The following is a 16603-nucleotide window of genomic DNA, read 5'->3' as shown; positions in this document are numbered from 1 at the left end:
GCCACCCCGCAGGAATTCTCCACAGATTTTCAGAGAGGCACCCATCATGAGCACGCTCCCCAAGGTCGCCTGGATCGGTCTCGGCATCATGGGCTCCCCCATGTCCGAGAACCTGATCAAGGCGGGCTACCAGGTCACCGGCTTCACCCTGGAGCAGGAGAAGCTGGACCGCCTGTCCGCCGCCGGCGGCACCGCGGCCGGCTCGATCGCCGACGCCGTGCGCGACGCCGACGTCATCGTCACCATGGTGCCCGCGTCGCCGCAGGTCGAGGCCATCGCCTACGGCCCCGACGGCATCCTGGAGAACGCCAAGTCCGGCGCGCTGCTGGTCGACATGTCCTCGATCACCCCGCAGACCTCGATCGACCTGGCGAAGGCCGCCAAGGACAAGGGCGTCCGCGTCCTGGACGCCCCGGTCTCCGGCGGCGAGGCCGGCGCCATCGAGGCCGTGCTATCCATCATGGTCGGCGGCGAGCAGGCCGACTTCGACGAGGCCAAGCCGCTGCTGGAGGCGCTGGGCAAGACCATCGTGCTGTGCGGTCCGCACGGCTCGGGTCAGACCGTGAAGGCCGCCAACCAGCTGATCGTCGCCGTGAACATCCAGGCGTGCGCCGAGGCCGTGGTCTTCCTGGAGAAGTCGGGCGTGGACCTGAAGGCCGCCCTCGACGTCCTCAACGGCGGCCTGGCCGGCTCGACCGTGCTGACGCGGAAGAAGGACAACTTCCTGGGCCGCGACTTCAAGCCGGGCTTCCGCATCGACCTGCACCACAAGGACATGGGCATCGTCACCGACGCCGCCCGCAACGTCGGCGCCGCGCTGCCGGTCGGCGCCGTGGTGGCCCAGCTGGTCGCCTCGCTGCGCGCCCAGGGCGACGGCGGCCTGGACCACTCGGCCCTGCTGCGGGCCGTGGAGCGCCTCTCCGGCGCCCAGGTCTGACCCGCGGCCTCACGAGACCTCCGGGCGGCGCCGTCGCTGACACCTGTCCTGTCGCGCCCGAGCGGCGGCGCCACCCGGAACCCACTTCAACAAACTGTTGACGTGTCTGCCGCCCAAACTTAGGCTCCACGAAGCGGAAACAGTTTTCCGCTGACCCCTCGCACGGAAGGTCCCCGATGTCGCAGCGCGTGCTCACGACAGAGTCCGGCGCCCCGGTCGCCGACAACCAGAACTCCGCCTCCGCCGGCATCGGCGGCCCCCTCCTGATCCAGGACCAGCACCTCATCGAGAAGCTGGCCCGCTTCAACCGCGAGCGCATCCCGGAGCGCGTGGTGCACGCCCGCGGCTCCGGCGCCTACGGCCACTTCGAGGTGACCGACGACGTCACCGACTACACGCACGCCGACTTCCTGAACACCGTCGGCAAGCGCACCGAGGTCTTCCTGCGCTTCTCCACCGTGGCCGACTCCCTCGGCGGCGCGGACGCGGTCCGCGACCCGCGCGGCTTCGCGCTGAAGTTCTACACCGAAGAGGGCAACTACGACCTCGTCGGCAACAACACCCCGGTCTTCTTCATCAAGGACCCGATCAAGTTCCCCGACTTCATCCACTCGCAGAAGCGCGACCCGTTCTCGGGCCGCCAGGAGCCGGACAACGTCTGGGACTTCTGGGCGCACGCCCCCGAGGCCACGCACCAGGTGACCTGGCTGATGGGCGACCGCGGCATCCCGGCGTCGTACCGCCACATGAACGGTTACGGGTCGCACACCTACCAGTGGACCAACGCCAAGGGCGAGTCGTACTTCGTCAAGTACCACTTCAAGACGGACCAGGGCATCCGCACCCTGACCGCCGACGAGGCCGCCGAGCTGGCGGGCCAGGACCCGACCTCGCACCAGACGGACCTGGTGCAGGCCATCGAGCGGGGCGTGTACCCGTCGTGGACGCTGCACGTGCAGCTGATGCCGGTGGCCGAGGCGGCGAACTACCGCTTCAACCCGTTCGACGTGACCAAGGTGTGGCCGCACTCCGACTACCCGCTCAAGCGGGTGGGCCGGCTGGTGCTGGACCGCAACCCGGACAACGTCTTCGCCGAGGTCGAGCAGGCCGCCTTCTCCCCGAACAACTTCGTTCCGGGCATCGGCCCCTCCCCCGACAAGATGCTCCAGGGCCGTCTGTTCGCCTACGCGGACGCGCACCGCTACCGGCTGGGCGTCAACCACACCCAGCTCGCGGTCAACGCGCCGAAGGCCGTGCCCGGCGGTGCCGCCAACTACGGCCGCGACGGCTTCATGGCCTCCAACGGCCAGGGCCGGGACGCCAAGAACTACGAGCCGAACTCGTACGAGGGCCCGGTCGAGACCGGCCGCCCGCTGGCCGCCCCGCTGGCGGTGTCCGGCCACACCGGCACCCACGAGGCCCCGCAGCACACCAAGGACGACGACTTCTTCCAGGCCGGCGAGCTGTTCCGCCTGATGTCCGAGGACGAGAAGAAGCGCCTGATCGCGAACATCGCCGGCGGCCTGTCCCAGGTCTCCCGCAACGACGTGATCGAGAAGAACCTCGCGCACTTCCACGCCGCCGACACGGAGTACGGCAAGCGCGTGGAGGAGGCGGTCCGCGCCCTGCGCGAGGACTGATCCACCAGCTCGCGTACGGAACCCGGCGGGGAGGCCGGGACCGTGCGCGGCCCGTGAAGGCACCGGAGCGGCCCGGATGAGGGGTGGCCGCCCGGGGCCGGCACGGGCAGGGCGAGGACCGCGGCGGCCTGCGAGCCAGTGCGGTGGTGAACGGCCCGGACGCTTCTCCTACGACCTGAGGGGAGCGGTGTCCCGGGCCCGTCGCACCGCCGCGGTCCCAGCCACCCGCCCCTTCGAGAAGGGGCCCGACGACTCCGTCCGGCGGCGCGAACGACCTGTCGCGCCCAGCCTCGCGCTGTCGGACGGACACCACGTGAAGAACCTTCACCGGCCGAGAAGCGCCGGATGCGGACGGTCCCGCATCCGGCGCTTCTCGGCGTTTCCCGGCCCGCACCGGGTGCGGATCCGCCGCCCGCGCAGCAGCCTGGAGGCATGGCAACGGCACACCCACCCGAGCACCCGCACATCGTGGTCCACGCCCCCGCGCTGGACGGATCGCGCCGGGTCACCAACGGCGACGAGACCCTCGGTGTCGCCTCGCACGCCGACGACGTCGCCGAGCTGCTGCGGCTGGCCGACCTGTACGTGACCGACGTCGAGGAGAGCGACCTGGTCGAGTGGCAGGGCGGCGGCCCGGACGACTGGCCCGGGCTGCACGAACACCACGAGCACCATCGGGGCTGAGCACGCGTAGCGGCCCCCGGCAGCGGGCACAACCCCGGCACACGGGGGTGGTCGCCATGGACGACGACGGGACGGTCCGGCTCGAACCGCACGAGGTCGCGCTGCTGCGCGGCGGCCCCCGCGCCGCCGTGACGGTCGCCGTGGTCGACCTGTACATGCGCGGCGCCGTCGAAGCCGGCCCACCGGGCACCGTACGCGCGCTGGACGCCGAGCCGGGGATCGCCGCGAGGCCGCTGCCGCCGCTCGCCGAGACGGTGCGGTGGTGCCTCGACGAGCCGCTGAGCATACGGAGGCTGACCCGGCAGCCGGACGTCCGCCTGGCCGTGGCGCTGATGCGGATACCGCTGGCCGAGGCCGGCATGCTCCGCCCTCCGCTGCTCGGCCCGACCCGGGCCGCCCGTCGCCGGGTGCGCGCCCTCCGGGAACGGCACCCGCCGCCCGCGGGCCGGCGCGGCATGACGGCCGACGACAGGCTGCTCGCCGTGGCCCTGCACGACGTGGCCGCCCTGCGCGTCCTCTTCCCCCGCTTCGCCCTGCGGGCCGGGCTCGTGGAGCGGGTGGAGGTGGGCGGCAGGGGCCTCCTCAAGCACTCCCCGCGGGGTACGGGGAGCGGATCGACGGGCGGCATGGCGTACTACTGCGGCGGCGGGGGCGGGGGCGGCGGCTCCGACTGAGAGCGGGCACGTGAAGAGCGGCCCGTCCACCAGGGGACGGGCCGCTCTCGGGTGTTTCGCGGGTCAGAGCTCGGGTCAGACCTTCAGCGTCTTGACGGCCGTCGGGGCGTGCCCCGGCTCGGTCGCCAGCTCCTCGAACTCCACGACGTTGCCGATGTCGTTGGTGCCCGACATGGAGATGTTGGTGACGCGCTCCAGGATCGCCTCGACGACGACCGGCACCTGGTGCTCGGCGGCCAGCTTCTTGGCCTGCTCCAGGGCCGCGCCCAGCTCGTTCGGGTCGGTGACGCGAATCGCCTTGCAGCCCAGGCCCTCGGCGACCTTGACGTGGTCGACGCCGTAGACGCCCAGCTCGGGCGAGTTGATGTTCTCGAACTCCAGGTTGACCTGGAAGTCGATCTCGAACGCCCGCTGCGCCTGGCGGATCAGGCCCAGGTAGGAGTTGTTGACCAGGACGTGCACGTAGGGGATCTTGTGCTGCGCGCCGACGGCCAGTTCCTCGATCATGAACTGGAAGTCGTAGTCGCCGGAGAGCGCCACGACCTGGGCCTCGGGGTCGGCCTTGGCGACGCCGAGCGCGGCCGGGACGGTCCAGCCGAGGGGGCCGGCCTGGCCGCAGTTGATCCAGTGCCGCGGACGGTACACGTGCAGCATCTGGGCGCCGGCGATCTGCGAGAGGCCGATGGTGGAGACGTACCGGGTCTCCGGGCCGAAGGCCTTGTTCATCTCCTCGTAGACGCGCTGCGGCTTGATCGGGATGTCGTCGAAGTGCGTACGGCGCTGAAGGGTGGCCTTGCGCTCCTGGGCGGAGGCGGCCCACGCGGTGCGGTCGGGCAGCTTGCCGGCCGCCTTCAGCTCCTTCGCCACCTCGACGAACAGCTCCAGGGCCGCCTTCGCGTCGGAGGCGATGCCGTAGTCCGGGGCGAAGATCTTGCCGATCTGGGTCGGCTCGACGTCGACGTGGACGAACTTGCGGCCGGCGGTGTAGACGTCCAGCTTGCCGGTGTGGCGGTTGGCCCAGCGGTTGCCGATGCCGAGGACGAAGTCCGACTCCAGGAAGGTCGCGTTGCCGTAGCGGTGCGAGGTCTGCAGGCCGACCATGCCGGCGTTCAGCTCGTGGTCGTCCGGCAGCAGGCCCCAGCCCATCAGGGTGGGCACGACCGGCGTGCCGGTCAGCTCTGCGAACTCGACGAGGAGGTCGGCGGCGTCGGCGTTGATGACACCGCCGCCGGCCACGATCAGCGGGCGCTCGGAGGCGTTGAGCAGACCGATGGCCTTCTCGATCTGGGCGCGGGTGGCGGCGGGGCGGTAGACCGGCAGCGGCTCGTAGGTCTCCGGGTCGAACTCGATCTCCGTCATCTGGACGTCGATCGGCAGGTCGATCAGGACCGGGCCGGGGCGGCCGGAACGCATCAGGTGGAAGGCCTGCTGGAAGACGCCGGGGACCTGCGCGGCCTCCAGGACGGTCACCGCCATCTTGGTGACCGGCTTGGCGATGGAGGCGATGTCGACGGCCTGGAAGTCCTCCTTGTGGATCACCGCGGTCGGCGCCTGGCCGGTGATGCACAGGATCGGGATCGAGTCGCCGATCGCCGAGTAGAGACCGGTGATCATGTCGGTGCCGGCCGGCCCGGAGGTGCCGATGCAGACGCCGATGTTGCCCGGGTGGGTGCGGGTGTAGCCCTCGGCCATGTGCGAGGCGCCCTCGACGTGCCGGGCGAGGGTGTGGTTGACGCCGCCGGAGGCCTTGAGCGCCGCGTAGAAGGGGTTGATCGCCGCGCCCGGCACACCGAACGCGTCGGTGACGCCCTCGCGCTTGAGAATCTCAACTGCCGCTCGGGCAGCGGTCATACGAGCCATCGAGTACTCCTGCTTCGGCTGTCGGATTCGCACTCCCGTCGCGCCCCGCGGTGAGCTCTTCCGTAGCGACTTTACGTTTTCCGTATAGTGGAAACTTGTTTCTACGATCTGGAAGTAATGTAAGTGGGTAGCCGGAGGCCGTCAAGAGAGGACGATGGGCGTCATGCCCGAGACCGTCTCGGTGCGCTGCACCGCCTGCGGCCGCCGGCACCGCTACACGGCACCGTCGTACCCCTGCGCGTGCGGGGAGCCCGTCGCCCCGGAGCTCGATCCGCGCCGGGCCGCCACTCCGGTCACCCACCGGAGCTGGGAAGAGGAGTGGATCGGGCTGCGCTGCGCGGCCTGCGGGGCGCGGAGCCGGTGGCCGCGCCCGGAGCTGGGCTGTCCGTGCGGGACCGTGCTGCGCGTGCCGGTGGACCCGGCGGCCGCCGGCCGGTCCGGGCGTACGCCGGGTTCCCGGGTGCCGGCCCACCGGTCCGTACCGATCCGCACCGCCCGCGACGCGGTCACCGCCGCGGTGCTCTATCTGCGCGGCCTGGGACACCGGGACGTCCGGCGCGCCGACCAGCGGCCCGTGGCCGGCATCGGGCTGGCCGCGCCCGGCCTCGTGGTCCAGGTGGACCCGACGGCGGGCCCGACCTCGGCACGGGACGTGGAGTGCCTGTGGCTGACGGCCATGGCGGAGACCGCAGCCCCCGTCCACTTCTCCCTCGCCGGGTACGCCGAGCAGGCCCGCGCCCGCGCCGATCTGCTGGGCGTGCCGCTCTTCGTCCTGGACCCGGCCGGGGTGCCGCGCCCCGTCAACGCGTCGGCCGTGGCGCTGGACGCCACGGCCGACGGGGAACCATCTGAGTGAGCGACCACCTCGCCGCGCACCCGAAGACTACTCAATAATGCGCCACAAGTAAGCTCCCACCCCGATGCAGACCGTGGCCGAGCCGAGCATCCAATACAAAGAAAAGCTATTGAGGGGAACCTTGTCCCATGGCTTCTCTTCCTGCTCGGCAATATCAGCTGCGACCCTTTTCGCAACGGGCGCGAACATAATCACGAACATGAGCAGGACACCACTGTAGATGTACAGGGTGTGGTCCACGGAATAACCTTTCACCGCAGCATTGGGAATCAGGAAGACCCAGCCGGCGAACGGTGCCAGAACCGTGCGCAGCCTCGCTTTGGGTGTCGGCATGATCCATGCCATGGTTGCCATGTAAACGACGGTGGCGCCCGCGGAGACAAGTAACCACTGAGCTGTGGTGAGGTCGACAGACATTACTTGGGGTACCTCCCGGGTGGAACGCCAAAATAATTCAAAAGTATTGACATTTCTGCCCGGGAGGCTACCACTCTCGTCTACCAGGGCGTCAGGTCGTCCCAGGTATCACTGATCGCGTCACCCACGGCCTTTCCGGCCTCAACGATCGTACTGGTGGCCGGGGAGAGAACTGCCGCACCCACGCGCCTGGCCTGGACGCCGACGGACATGGCACCAGCCCCCAGTCCGCGGAAGGCGTCGTCGATGGCGCCGACCGTGCCCCCGAACTTGCCCCATGGAAGACCGGTGGTGTAAATGCCGACGGCGACGCCGAACGCCGAGGTGAGGAACGCCTCGGACGTGAAGCCGTCGGTGAATCCGTAGATGACGCTGCTGGCGACACCGGTGATCAGGGAGACGCCACCGAGGGCGCCGTAAAGCACCTCGCCGGCCGGCGGCGGGACCAGGAGGCTCAGTGCCGCGGCGTATCCCGAGTAGGTGGAGATCGTACCGAGCACGGAGGCGGCGTTGCGCCACTCGTCCTTGTCGGCGCCGAGGAAGGTCTCCGGCTCCTTCGCTCCGTCGTTCTCCGCGGTGTCGGCCTGGTCGATGCCGGCCTGTTTGGCCTTGTTCGCCTCCTCCTTGGCCTTCCGGGCCGCCTCTATCTGCTCCTGCCTGCGCTTCTGGGCGACGATTTGCTTCGCCTCGGACGCGGCCGCCGCCGCCTCCTTGGCGTCCTTGCCCGCCTGCGTCGCCGAGGCACGGGCGGCGTTGGCCGAGGCCTGGGCGTTGTTGGCCGACACCACCGCCGAGGCGGCGGCCGCGGTCGCCCGGTTGGCGGAGTAGTTGGCGCGCCGGGCGGCGGTTCGGGCGGTCAGGGCCGCGTTCTTCGCCTTGTCGGCGGAGGCCTGGGCATCCTGAGCCGACTTCTCGGCCTCGTCCGCGTGGGCGTCCGCCTGCTTCTTGTACACCTCGGCCTGTTCGGCGGAGTTCGAGGCGGCCGTGGCCCACCGCTGCGCGTCCTCCGCCGCGTCGCGTGCCTCCGCGGCCACCTTCTGCGCGTAGGCCGCGTTCGTCACCGCGTCCTGGGCGTGCTTCGCGGCCTGGGCGAGCAGGGCCTGCATCGCCGCGATGTGAGCGGCGGCGTCCGCGTCGATCTGCAGCATCCGCTGGTACACGGTGTTGACGAAGTTGCGGCGCATCCAGGTGGGGCCCTCGAGCGCCACGGTCGCCGCCGTCCTGGTGTACGGTCCCGCGGAGCCGATGGACGAGAAGACGGCTACGTTGTCGTCCTCCGCCAGCGCCGGCCCGTACTTGACGGTGAAGAACTCGTGCACCGCCTTCGCCGAACCGTCGTTGAGGGCCTCGGTCGCTGCCTGAGTGACCGCCTTGCCGGGGTTCTGGCCGAGAATCCGGAAGATGGCCGCGGTCTGGTCCTCCCTGGCCGCCTCGATGGCCCCCGTGGTGAGGAACTCGGTGGGAGCGGCCTCGTCCGTGGCCTCCAGCGCCGCCTGCGCCGCGCCGGCCACGTTGGCCGAGGAGACCTGGGCGACGAACACGACCGTCTCGCGGTCGTCCTGCTTCTGCGCGATGCCCCGGTCGGTGTCGACCCAGTTCAGGACCGATTCCTCACCGGCGGCGAGGGCGAAGGCCGCCGCCTCGCGGGTCCAGGTGCCGCTGGAGGAGCACAGGTTGAAGCAGGCCTTGCGGCCCTGGTCGACGGCCGTCGCGCGGTCGCCGGCCCTGAGCGCCTTCTCCGCCGCCGCGATCAGGTCCCGCGTGGCCGAGTCCATGGCCTGCTGCTGGGTCAGCTGATTGCGCGCGTCCTCGATGTCCTGCTGCTCCAGCAGGGCGAGTTCGGCGGCCTCCGCCTTGCCCTGCTCGGCGTACTCCTCGAGCTTGATGAGCTCCGCCTCGCGCGCCTCCTGCTCCACGGCCTGGGCGTCCAGCACCGCCTTGATCGCGGCGTCGGCCGCCTCCTGGGCGTCGGCAGCCCAGGCAGTGCTCTTGTTGGCGAAATCGACGGCCTGCCCGGCGGCCTTCGCTGCCTCCTCGGCCGCGGCAGCGGCCTTCTCGGCGTGACCGGCCGCGGAGTTGGCCGCGTCGCGCGCCGCCCCGGCCGCGGCCGCCGCCTTGTTGGCCAGGGACTGTGCCGTGGAGGCGGCGCGGGTGGCACGGGCCGCCTGGGCGTCCGCCTGCTGGGCGGCGGCACGTGCGGCGGCGGCCGCCTCCGACTGGGCGGCACCGGCGGCGCCGGCCGCGGTGGCCGAGGCGTTGGCGCGGCGACCTCGGCGTCCCGCGCGGCGGCGGCCGCCGAGTTGCCGGCCGCGACGGACTGGGCGGAAGCGATCCTCGCCTGGTCGGCGGCCGCGGCGGCCGACCGCGCCTTGGCGGCCGCGTTGCGGGCGGCGACGGCCGCGTCCTTCGCGGCGGCCGTCTTCGAAGCGTCCTTGGAGGCGGCCATGGCGGCCTGGTAGGCAGTGGAGGCGGCACGTGCGGCCGTGGCCGCGGCGGACGTCGCCGCATGGGCGGCCCAGGCGGCCTTGCGGGCCGCGGTCTGTGCGGCGTAGGAAGCGGAGATGGCGGTCGCCGCCGCGTTGGCCGCGCCCTTGGCGGCACTGGCCGCCTTGCGGGCCGCGGCCGCGGACCTGGCGACATCCTCCTTCGCGGCCTGAGCCTCGGCGGCGGCCTCCAGCGCGGCCTTCTTGGCCTCGGCGGCGGCCTTCTTCGCCTTGTCCGACTGTTCCTTGGCCTTCGCCGTCGACAATTCGGCACGCGAGGACTGACGTGCGGTCACGGCGACAAGCTGCTCGATGGACGCGGCCTCCTCGTCGCGCGCCCGGGCTATGTTCTGGCCGATCTCCAGGAACCAGCGGATGGCTTCGGCGCCGCCGTCCTCCAGCGCGCGCTGCGCGTACGTGGTCAGCTCGGGTCCGGCGCCGCCGAGGAGCTTGAACACCTCGGCGGTTTCGTCTTCGAGGCGCGCGGTGAACTGCGTTTCGGTGATGAACTTCAGCAGGGCGTCACCGGAGCCGTCGTTCAGCGCGGTGTCGGCGGCGGCCTTGACGCTCCTGCCGCCCATGCCCTTCAGCGTGAAGGTGAGGGCACTCATGTCCTCCTTCTGCGCCGCCTCGTACCCGCCGGCGAGGAAGGCCTCGATCGCCGCGTCTCCGGCGGTCAGCGCGTCGGAGACGGCGGCCGTGGTGCCCTTGCCGGCCAGGGCGAGCGACCTGAAGAGGGCCACGCGGTTGTCCTCGGCGACCGCGGCAGGCAGCTTCGTGGCGACGAACTCCTCGACCTCCGCGTCGGTGCCGACGAGAGCGACGGCCGCGGCTGCCTTGGTCGCCTTGCCGCCGGTCTGCCACGCGGTCACGGCTCGCGCGCGGGGTGTGTCCGGAAGCGACGGCAGGTTGGGGGCGTCACCCGAGGCGACCGTCGCGGCGAAGGCGCGGGCGGTGGCGGCCAGAGGGAGAGCCGCGGCCGCCGTCGTGGCGGCGGCCACGCTCAGGACCCGGCGTCTGCTCCAGTACGTCGTGTTCAAGAATCGACTCCCGATCGTTCGGCAGCCGGCGGCATCCGGGCACGCAGGGACGCCGCCGGCGGTGAATGGGAAAACGGAATGCGGGACTGACGCGACGGCGCGCAGAGGCCCTGATCGGTCTCGACCGGACGTGTTCGAACAGGCACGGCCCGCTGTGACCGGATCACCGGCCGACAACGGCGTCCCGGCAGGACGACTGCGGGCGGCGCGGCCTACTTGCTGGTGGTGATCTCCAGAAGCATGTGGTCACGGCCCTCGGGATCTGCGGTCTCGCCCACGTTCGTCAGCGTGCCGGCGGGGACGTCGTAGTGCGACTCTTCGTCGTCGACGGTCATCTTCACGTCGGCGGACTGGTTCGCCGCGCCCTTGATGCCGTACACCGCGGGGATCTCCACGCTGAGGTAGCCGCTGTCCCCGGTGACACGGAAGCAGACGTGCTCCGCGCGATAGCGCACCCACAGCTCCATCAGGCCTTCTTCACTGCCGCACTCGGCGAGCACGATGTGTCCGTCGCCCCGCTTGAGGACGATGCCCTGCTCCTGCTGGATCCGGTCGGCTCCGGGGTAGTTGAAGTCTTCGACCGCGTAACCGGGGGCCTCGTCCGCGACGGTCGTGGCCACGGACGGCGACGGCTCGGCCGAGGAGGAGGAGGCGGACCAGGCGACGACGGCGGCGGTCGCCAGGCAGACAGCCACACCGGTGCGAGCGATAGGTCTCACAGCACGTCCTAACTACGCAGGCGCCTCCGGAGGGATGACTGAATCCGCTGGCACGGCGAACCCAGGACGCACCCCCCACACGGCGCCTTGGGTTATCAACTCACCTCATCCAAACAACAGTTCGCGCCCCTGTCCATCTGATCAAACTGGCTGATCGCGGAGATCAGCGGGCGAACCGGGACCTTGTGCCTCACGCTCCGTACCGCTGCCGCAGCTCCACTTTGCGCACCTTCCCCGAGACGGTCATCGGGAAGGTGTCGAGGAGCTGCAAGCGGCTGGGCACCTTGTAGTGGGCCAGCCGGTCCGCGCAGTAGGCGCGCAGTTCCTCCAGGGTGAGCGGGTCGGCCGCGTCGCGCGGGATGACGCAGGCCAGCACCTCCTCGCCGTAGCGCTCGTGCGGTACGCCGACGACCTGGACGTCCGCGATCTTCGGGTGGCCGTGGAGGAACTCCTCGACCTCGCGGGGGTAGATGTTCTCGCCACCCCGGATGATCATGTCCTTGATGCGGCCGACGATCTCGACGTAGCCGTCCTCGCGCATCACCGCCAGGTCCCCGGTGTGCATCCAGCGGCCCTCGTCGATGGCCTCGGCGGTCTTCCGGGGCTCGTCCCAGTAGCCGAGCATCACGCTGTAGCCGCGGGTCCGCAGTTCACCGGCCTCGCCGCGCGGGACGGTCACCCCGGTCACCGGGTCGGCGACCTTCACCTCGATGTGGGGCAGGACGCGGCCGACGGTGCCGGTGCGGTGTTCGAGGTCGTCGTCCATCCGGGTCTGGAGGGAGACCGGGGAGGTCTCGGTCATGCCGTAGCAGATGGAGACCTGCTCCATGTGCATCTCGGCGACCACCCGCTTCATGACCTCCACCGGGCAGGGCGAGCCCGCCATGATGCCGGTGCGCAGCGAGGTGAGGTCCCAGGAGGCGAAGTCCGGGTGGTTCAGCTCCGCGATGAACATCGTCGGCACGCCGTACAGGGACGTGCACTGCTCCCGCTGCACCGCCTCCAGCGTGGCGGATGGATCGAAGGACGGGCCGGGGATGACGATGCAGGCGGCGTGGGAGGTGGCGCCCAGGTTGCCCATGACCATGCCGAAGCAGTGGTAGAAGGGGACGGGAAGGCACACCCGGTCCTGCTCGGTGTAGCCGACCGTACGGCCCACCCAGTAGCCGTTGTTGAGGATGTTGTGGTGGGAGAGGGTGGCGCCCTTGGGGAAGCCTGTCGTGCCGGAGGTGTACTGGATGTTGACCGGGTCGTCGCAGCTCAGCTCGGCCGCCGCCGCGGTCAGTCGCTCCGGCGGCACGGAGGCGGCGGCCGCCGTCAGCGCCTCCCAGGACGGGTCGCCGATGTAGACGGTCTCGCGCAGCGCGGGGCAGTCGCCGCGGACCTGCTCCACGATCGCCCGGTAGTCGCTGCTCTTGTGGGCGAGGGAGGCGACCAGCACGGAGATGCCGGACTGCTTGAGGACGTACTCCAGCTCGTGCGCCCGGTAGGCGGGGTTGACGTTCACCATGATCGCGCCGATGCGGGCGGTGGCGTACTGGACGAGGACCCACTCGGGGCAGTTGACCGCCCAGATGCCGACCCGGTCGCCCTTGGCGACGCCCTTCGCCAGCAGTCCGCGCGCCACCTCGTCGACGTCCGCGCCGAACTCGGCGTAGGTCCAGCGCCGTCCGGACGGTACGTCGACCAGGGCCTCGCGGTCCGGGTGGGCGGCGATCGCGCGGTCGAGGTTGGCGCCGATAGTGTCGCCGAGGAGGGGTGTGGTGCTGGTGCCGTGGGCGTAGGAGAGTCCGGTCACCGGAAGTCCTCCTCGCGGTACTCGTCCTGGGAGCCGGCCGCCGTGGCCTCGCGCAGTTCGATGCGGCGGATCTTGCCGGAGACGGTCTTCGGCAGCTCGCCGAACTCCAGGCGCCGCACCCGCTTGTAGGGGGCGAGGGTCTGCCGGGAGTGCTCGAAGAGCACCTTCGCGGTGTCGGGGCCCGGCTCCCAGCCCGCCGCCAGCACGACGTACGCCTTCGGCACGGCCAGGCGCAGCTCGTCCGGGGCCGGTACGACCGCCGCCTCGGCGACCGCCTCGTGCTCCAGCAGGGCGCTCTCCAGCTCGAAGGGGCTGATCTTGTAGTCGCTGGCCTTGAACACGTCGTCGGCCCGGCCCACGTAGGTGAGGTAGCCGTGCTCGTCGCGGGCGCCGATGTCGCCGGTGCGGTAGTAGCCGCCGGCCATCGCCTCCGCCGTGCGGTCGGGGTCGCCGTGGTAGCCGGTCATCAGGCCGACGGGGCGGTCGGCGAGGTCCAGGGCGATCTCTCCCTCGGCGGCGCCGGGCGCGCCGGTGACCGGGTCGAGGAGTTCGACGCGGTAGCCGGGGCTGGGGCGGCCCATGGAGCCGGTCTTCAGCACCTGGCCGGGGCTGTTGGAGACCTGGACGGCGGTCTCGGTCTGGCCGAAGCCGTCCCGAATGGTCCGGCCCCACACCCGGCGGACCTGCTCGATCACCTCGGGGTTCAGCGGCTCGCCGGCGGCGACGACCTCGCGGGGCGGGGTGGCGAGCTGCGCCAGGTCGGCCTGGATGAGCATCCGCCACACGGTCGGCGGGGCGCAGAAGGTGGTGACGCCCGCCCGGTCCATCTCGGCCATCAGGCGGGTCGCGTCGAACCGCGTGTAGTTGTGGAGGAAGACGGTCGCCTCGGCGTTCCAGGGCGCGAACAGGTTCGACCAGGCGTGCTTGGCCCAGCCGGGCGAGGAGATGTTCAGGTGCACGTCGCCGGGCTTGAGCCCGATCCAGTACATGGTCGCCAGGTGCCCGACGGGGTACGAGACGTGGGTGTGCTCGACCAGCTTGGGGCGGGCGGTGGTGCCCGAGGTGAAGTACAGCATCAGCGGGTCGCCGGCGGCGGTGGGGCCGTCGGGGGCGAAGGCGTCGGAGGCCGTGTACACCTCCTCGTACGCCCGCCAGCCCGCCTGAGCCGTCCCGCCGACCGCGACGCGCGTGTAGTCGCCGGGCACGTCGGCGAACTTGCCGGTGTCCTCGGAGCGCACGATCACGTGCCGCACCCGGCCCCGGTCGACGCGGTCGCGCAGGTCGGCGGGGCCGAGCAGCGGGGTGGCCGGGATGACGACGGCGCGCAGCTTCATCGCGGCGAGCGCGGTCTCCCACAGTTCGGCCTGGTTGCCGAGCATGACGAGGATGCGGTCGCCGGGGCCGACACCCCACTCGCGCAGCCGGTTGGCGACCCGGTTCGAGCGGGCGGACATCTCGGCGAAGGAGACGCGGACCTCGCTTCCGTCCTCCTCGACGATGTGCAGCGCGGTGCGCCCGTTGCCTTCGGCGATGGCGTCGAACCAGTCCAGGGCCCAGTTGAAGTGCTCGGGCCGGGGCCACCGGAAGCCCTCGTAGGCGGCGGTGTAGTCCTCGCGGTGCTCCAGCAGGAAGTCCCGTGCGCTGCGGAACAGCTCCGTGGCCGTCGTCATCTGTCCTCCTTCGTGCCGGACCTTGCCGGGCGGCTTGCTGCCATCGTGTAATCCGTGATGCAGGTCTCACTACCGTTTCTGACCAGCGCCAGGAGTGGATCTTTGACCCACTCCTGCACACTGCGGGCACCCCGAACGGTGTTGGGTGCCCTGGTCGCCCGCGTTCGCTCCGTGTCCGGTGGCACGGATCGTGTCCGTGGTCCGGGGATACGGGGGCGGGGTCCCTCACGCCCAGGGGCATGCCGGTCGGCCTGGACGGTCCGATGCCCGCATCCATCGCTCCGGTGGGTGCGGGGCGGTGCCGTCCGACGCCGGACCGGAAAGCCCTGGGCGCGTCGCCCGATCGCGATGCTCGCCGCATCGTGCCGGGTAGTCCTACGGGTGGAGCTGGTGAGGGGCTTCTGCCAGTGCTGAGCGCCCCACTTGCTGGTGTAGGCGGGGTCGACGGCGATGACGGCGATGCCGGTGGCGTCGGCCATGGAGGTCAGACGGGCACGGAGCCGTCCGGTAGGCATCCCGGAGACCAGCTGCCTGAACCGCTTCCTGCCACCGTGTTTCTCACGCGTCTTCTCGGCGGTGAAGTCCAGATCCTCGACCGCGATCGCCTTCACCCCACAGGAGTTGGCCCAGTGCAGCAGGCGGGTGAGGGCCTGGCGGACCTGGGCGTCGCGGCGGTCTGCCGGTCCGGTCAGGTCGTAGGTGAAGCGGTGCGGGTTGCCGACCGGGTTGCCGTGGACGTCGAGGCGCCAGGCGGCGAGGTGGTCGCCGTTCATGTCGACCCCGACCACCCCTTCCACCAGCGCCGCAACCAGGGGGATGGTGCGGGTGACGGGCTTCTGCCAGGACGCCGCCACATACCAGCGACCACGGGAGACATCATGGTGAATGCGGTAGGCGACGGCACGGTTGGCCGCGACACGGTCGGCCCACTCCTGCCCCCGGTGCGCGAACCGGACCCGCCCGGTCAGAACGTACCGGCCGTGCGCCGCGTTGGCCAGATGGGCGAGCGGGGCCGGGAGCCGGATGCTGACCTCACCGTCCGGGCTGATGCGGACCGTCTCGTTCCCGAACCGCTTCCCGGACTCCCCGTCCGCCTGCGGAAACCAGCGTGCCGCCTCCCACCGCGCACGCCACGCTCTCTCGGTGAGCCCGGCAGCCGCCAGGTGATGCCGGGTGCGGGCCAGCCGTTTGCCACCGCGCACCACACGCACCCGCCCGGCCGTCCAGTCGGCACGTGCCCGTGCCAGCCGGTCCTCCAGAACGTGCAGGCGCCGGGCCTTGGCATGCCACTCCCGCCGACTGCGATACCCACCCGGCCCGCGTCTCGGCCCCTTCTCGCAGACAGGAAGCGACAGACGGTGGCGCAGGGCCCGCACTCCCGCCCCGGCGACTGAAGGTGCGCGTGGGCGTTGCGTCGGGCCAGCGCCCACTGATCATGCGACGCCTTGGTGATTGCACCCGCCCACCGGGCCGACGACAACGGCGTCAATTCCCGCTTACGCAGTGCCCACGCCCCGGCGTCATGGTCCAGCCCGTCACGACAGCGCGCTGTGAGGTCACGGGAGGCCGGCGTGCCCAGATGTGCGCCGACCTGTCGCAGCACCTCCACGTCTCTGGCGGTGAGCTGCTTGAGCCGGGTCCGCACCGCTACTCCCGACGGTCCCGGCACGACGAACGGTGCCGCGAGCGCCCGCAGACCACCCATCCCGCACCCCCTAGTCAGCCGTCCGACACCCCGCCCACCACCTCAACGACGACCACCCGCCACAGGTCACGCATTCGACAGACGACCCCCTGTTCCCCATCAGCACGAGCAGGCGCGGGA

The 16603-nt window shown here is 71.1% G+C and carries 12 protein-coding genes and 1 pseudogene; 5 read left to right on the top strand and 8 right to left on the bottom strand.

Features of this window, described 5'->3' with window-relative positions; translation table 11 throughout:
- The first annotated feature begins 46 nt into the window (after positions 1 to 46).
- The 4 genes from M6G08_RS18850 to M6G08_RS18835 all read left to right on the top strand — a co-directional run bounded on the left by M6G08_RS18850 (position 47) and on the right by M6G08_RS18835 (position 3935).
- Entirely contained in the window at positions 47 to 937 is an 891-nt protein-coding gene (locus M6G08_RS18850; RefSeq protein WP_272588328.1) for a 2-hydroxy-3-oxopropionate reductase, read from the top strand.
- Between the two features lie 176 nt (positions 938 to 1113).
- Positions 1114 to 2577 (top strand): catalase, encoded by a 1464-nt coding sequence (locus M6G08_RS18845; protein WP_272588327.1) that lies wholly within the window; start codon positions 1114 to 1116, stop codon positions 2575 to 2577.
- Positions 2578 to 3009: 432 nt separating this feature from the next.
- Positions 3010 to 3261: a hypothetical protein gene (locus tag M6G08_RS18840; protein ID WP_272588326.1), complete on the top strand. Its 252-nt coding sequence runs from the start codon at positions 3010 to 3012 to the stop codon at positions 3259 to 3261.
- Between the two features lie 56 nt (positions 3262 to 3317).
- The gene (locus tag M6G08_RS18835; RefSeq protein WP_272588325.1) at positions 3318 to 3935 is read left to right on the top strand and encodes a TIGR04222 domain-containing membrane protein; all 618 of its coding nucleotides are present in this window, start codon (positions 3318 to 3320) and stop codon (positions 3933 to 3935) included.
- A gap of 75 nt (positions 3936 to 4010) precedes the next feature.
- Here M6G08_RS18835 and gcl read toward each other — a convergent pair whose 3' ends face one another.
- Positions 4011 to 5795, bottom strand: a complete 1785-nt coding sequence (gene gcl / locus M6G08_RS18830; RefSeq protein ID WP_272588324.1) for a glyoxylate carboligase — start codon at positions 5793 to 5795, stop codon at positions 4011 to 4013.
- A gap of 154 nt (positions 5796 to 5949) precedes the next feature.
- Between gcl and M6G08_RS18825 the strand changes: the two genes are divergently transcribed.
- Entirely contained in the window at positions 5950 to 6651 is a 702-nt protein-coding gene (locus tag M6G08_RS18825) for a hypothetical protein (protein WP_272588323.1), read from the top strand.
- 27 nt (positions 6652 to 6678) lie between these two features.
- On the opposite strand, the gene M6G08_RS18820 is transcribed toward M6G08_RS18825, so the two are convergent.
- The 7 genes and pseudogenes from M6G08_RS18820 to M6G08_RS18790 all read right to left on the bottom strand — a co-directional run.
- Complete coding sequence (locus M6G08_RS18820) at positions 6679 to 7068, bottom strand: hypothetical protein (protein WP_272588322.1); 390 nt, start codon at positions 7066 to 7068, stop codon at positions 6679 to 6681.
- Positions 7069 to 7148: 80 nt separating this feature from the next.
- A complete protein-coding gene (locus M6G08_RS18815) occupies positions 7149 to 8843 on the bottom strand; it encodes a hypothetical protein (protein WP_272591375.1) in 1695 nt (564 codons plus the stop codon).
- 14 nt (positions 8844 to 8857) lie between these two features.
- Complete coding sequence (locus M6G08_RS18810; protein ID WP_272588321.1) at positions 8858 to 10591, bottom strand: ALF repeat-containing protein; 1734 nt, start codon at positions 10589 to 10591, stop codon at positions 8858 to 8860.
- A gap of 212 nt (positions 10592 to 10803) precedes the next feature.
- Positions 10804 to 11310, bottom strand: a complete 507-nt coding sequence (locus M6G08_RS18805) for a hypothetical protein (protein WP_272588320.1) — start codon at positions 11308 to 11310, stop codon at positions 10804 to 10806.
- Between the two features lie 190 nt (positions 11311 to 11500).
- Positions 11501 to 13108, bottom strand: coding sequence for an AMP-binding protein (locus M6G08_RS18800; RefSeq protein WP_272588319.1), 1608 nt, complete (start codon positions 13106 to 13108; stop codon positions 11501 to 11503).
- Positions 13105 to 14778, bottom strand: coding sequence for an isobutyrate:CoA ligase IbuL (gene ibuL / locus M6G08_RS18795; protein WP_272588318.1), 1674 nt, complete (start codon positions 14776 to 14778; stop codon positions 13105 to 13107). Before ibuL ends, M6G08_RS18800 begins: the two co-directional genes overlap by 4 nt.
- An 89-nt stretch (positions 14779 to 14867) precedes the next feature.
- Positions 14868 to 16483: pseudogene (locus M6G08_RS18790) on the bottom strand (nuclease/transposase family protein); the annotation flags it as partial.
- Between the last annotated feature and the right edge of the window lie 120 nt (positions 16484 to 16603).

Source organism: Streptomyces sp. M92 (genome assembly GCF_028473745.1).
Classification (GTDB): domain Bacteria; phylum Actinomycetota; class Actinomycetes; order Streptomycetales; family Streptomycetaceae; genus Streptomyces.
Note: the sequence above shows the minus strand (reverse complement) of the source record. Positions and strands in the feature narration are given on the sequence as shown.

Coding starts and splice junctions, on each gene's coding strand:
- M6G08_RS18850 (WP_272588328.1), top strand. CDS start 47: ATGAGCACGCTCCCCAAGGTCGCCTGGATCGGTCTCGGCATCATGGGC.
- M6G08_RS18845 (WP_272588327.1), top strand. CDS start 1,114: ATGTCGCAGCGCGTGCTCACGACAGAGTCCGGCGCCCCGGTCGCCGAC.
- M6G08_RS18840 (WP_272588326.1), top strand. CDS start 3,010: ATGGCAACGGCACACCCACCCGAGCACCCGCACATCGTGGTCCACGCC.
- M6G08_RS18835 (WP_272588325.1), top strand. CDS start 3,318: ATGGACGACGACGGGACGGTCCGGCTCGAACCGCACGAGGTCGCGCTG.
- gcl (WP_272588324.1), bottom strand. CDS start 5,795: ATGGCTCGTATGACCGCTGCCCGAGCGGCAGTTGAGATTCTCAAGCGC.
- M6G08_RS18825 (WP_272588323.1), top strand. CDS start 5,950: ATGGGCGTCATGCCCGAGACCGTCTCGGTGCGCTGCACCGCCTGCGGC.
- M6G08_RS18820 (WP_272588322.1), bottom strand. CDS start 7,068: ATGTCTGTCGACCTCACCACAGCTCAGTGGTTACTTGTCTCCGCGGGC.
- M6G08_RS18815 (WP_272591375.1), bottom strand. CDS start 8,843: ATGGACTCGGCCACGCGGGACCTGATCGCGGCGGCGGAGAAGGCGCTC.
- ibuL (WP_272588318.1), bottom strand. CDS start 14,778: ATGACGACGGCCACGGAGCTGTTCCGCAGCGCACGGGACTTCCTGCTG.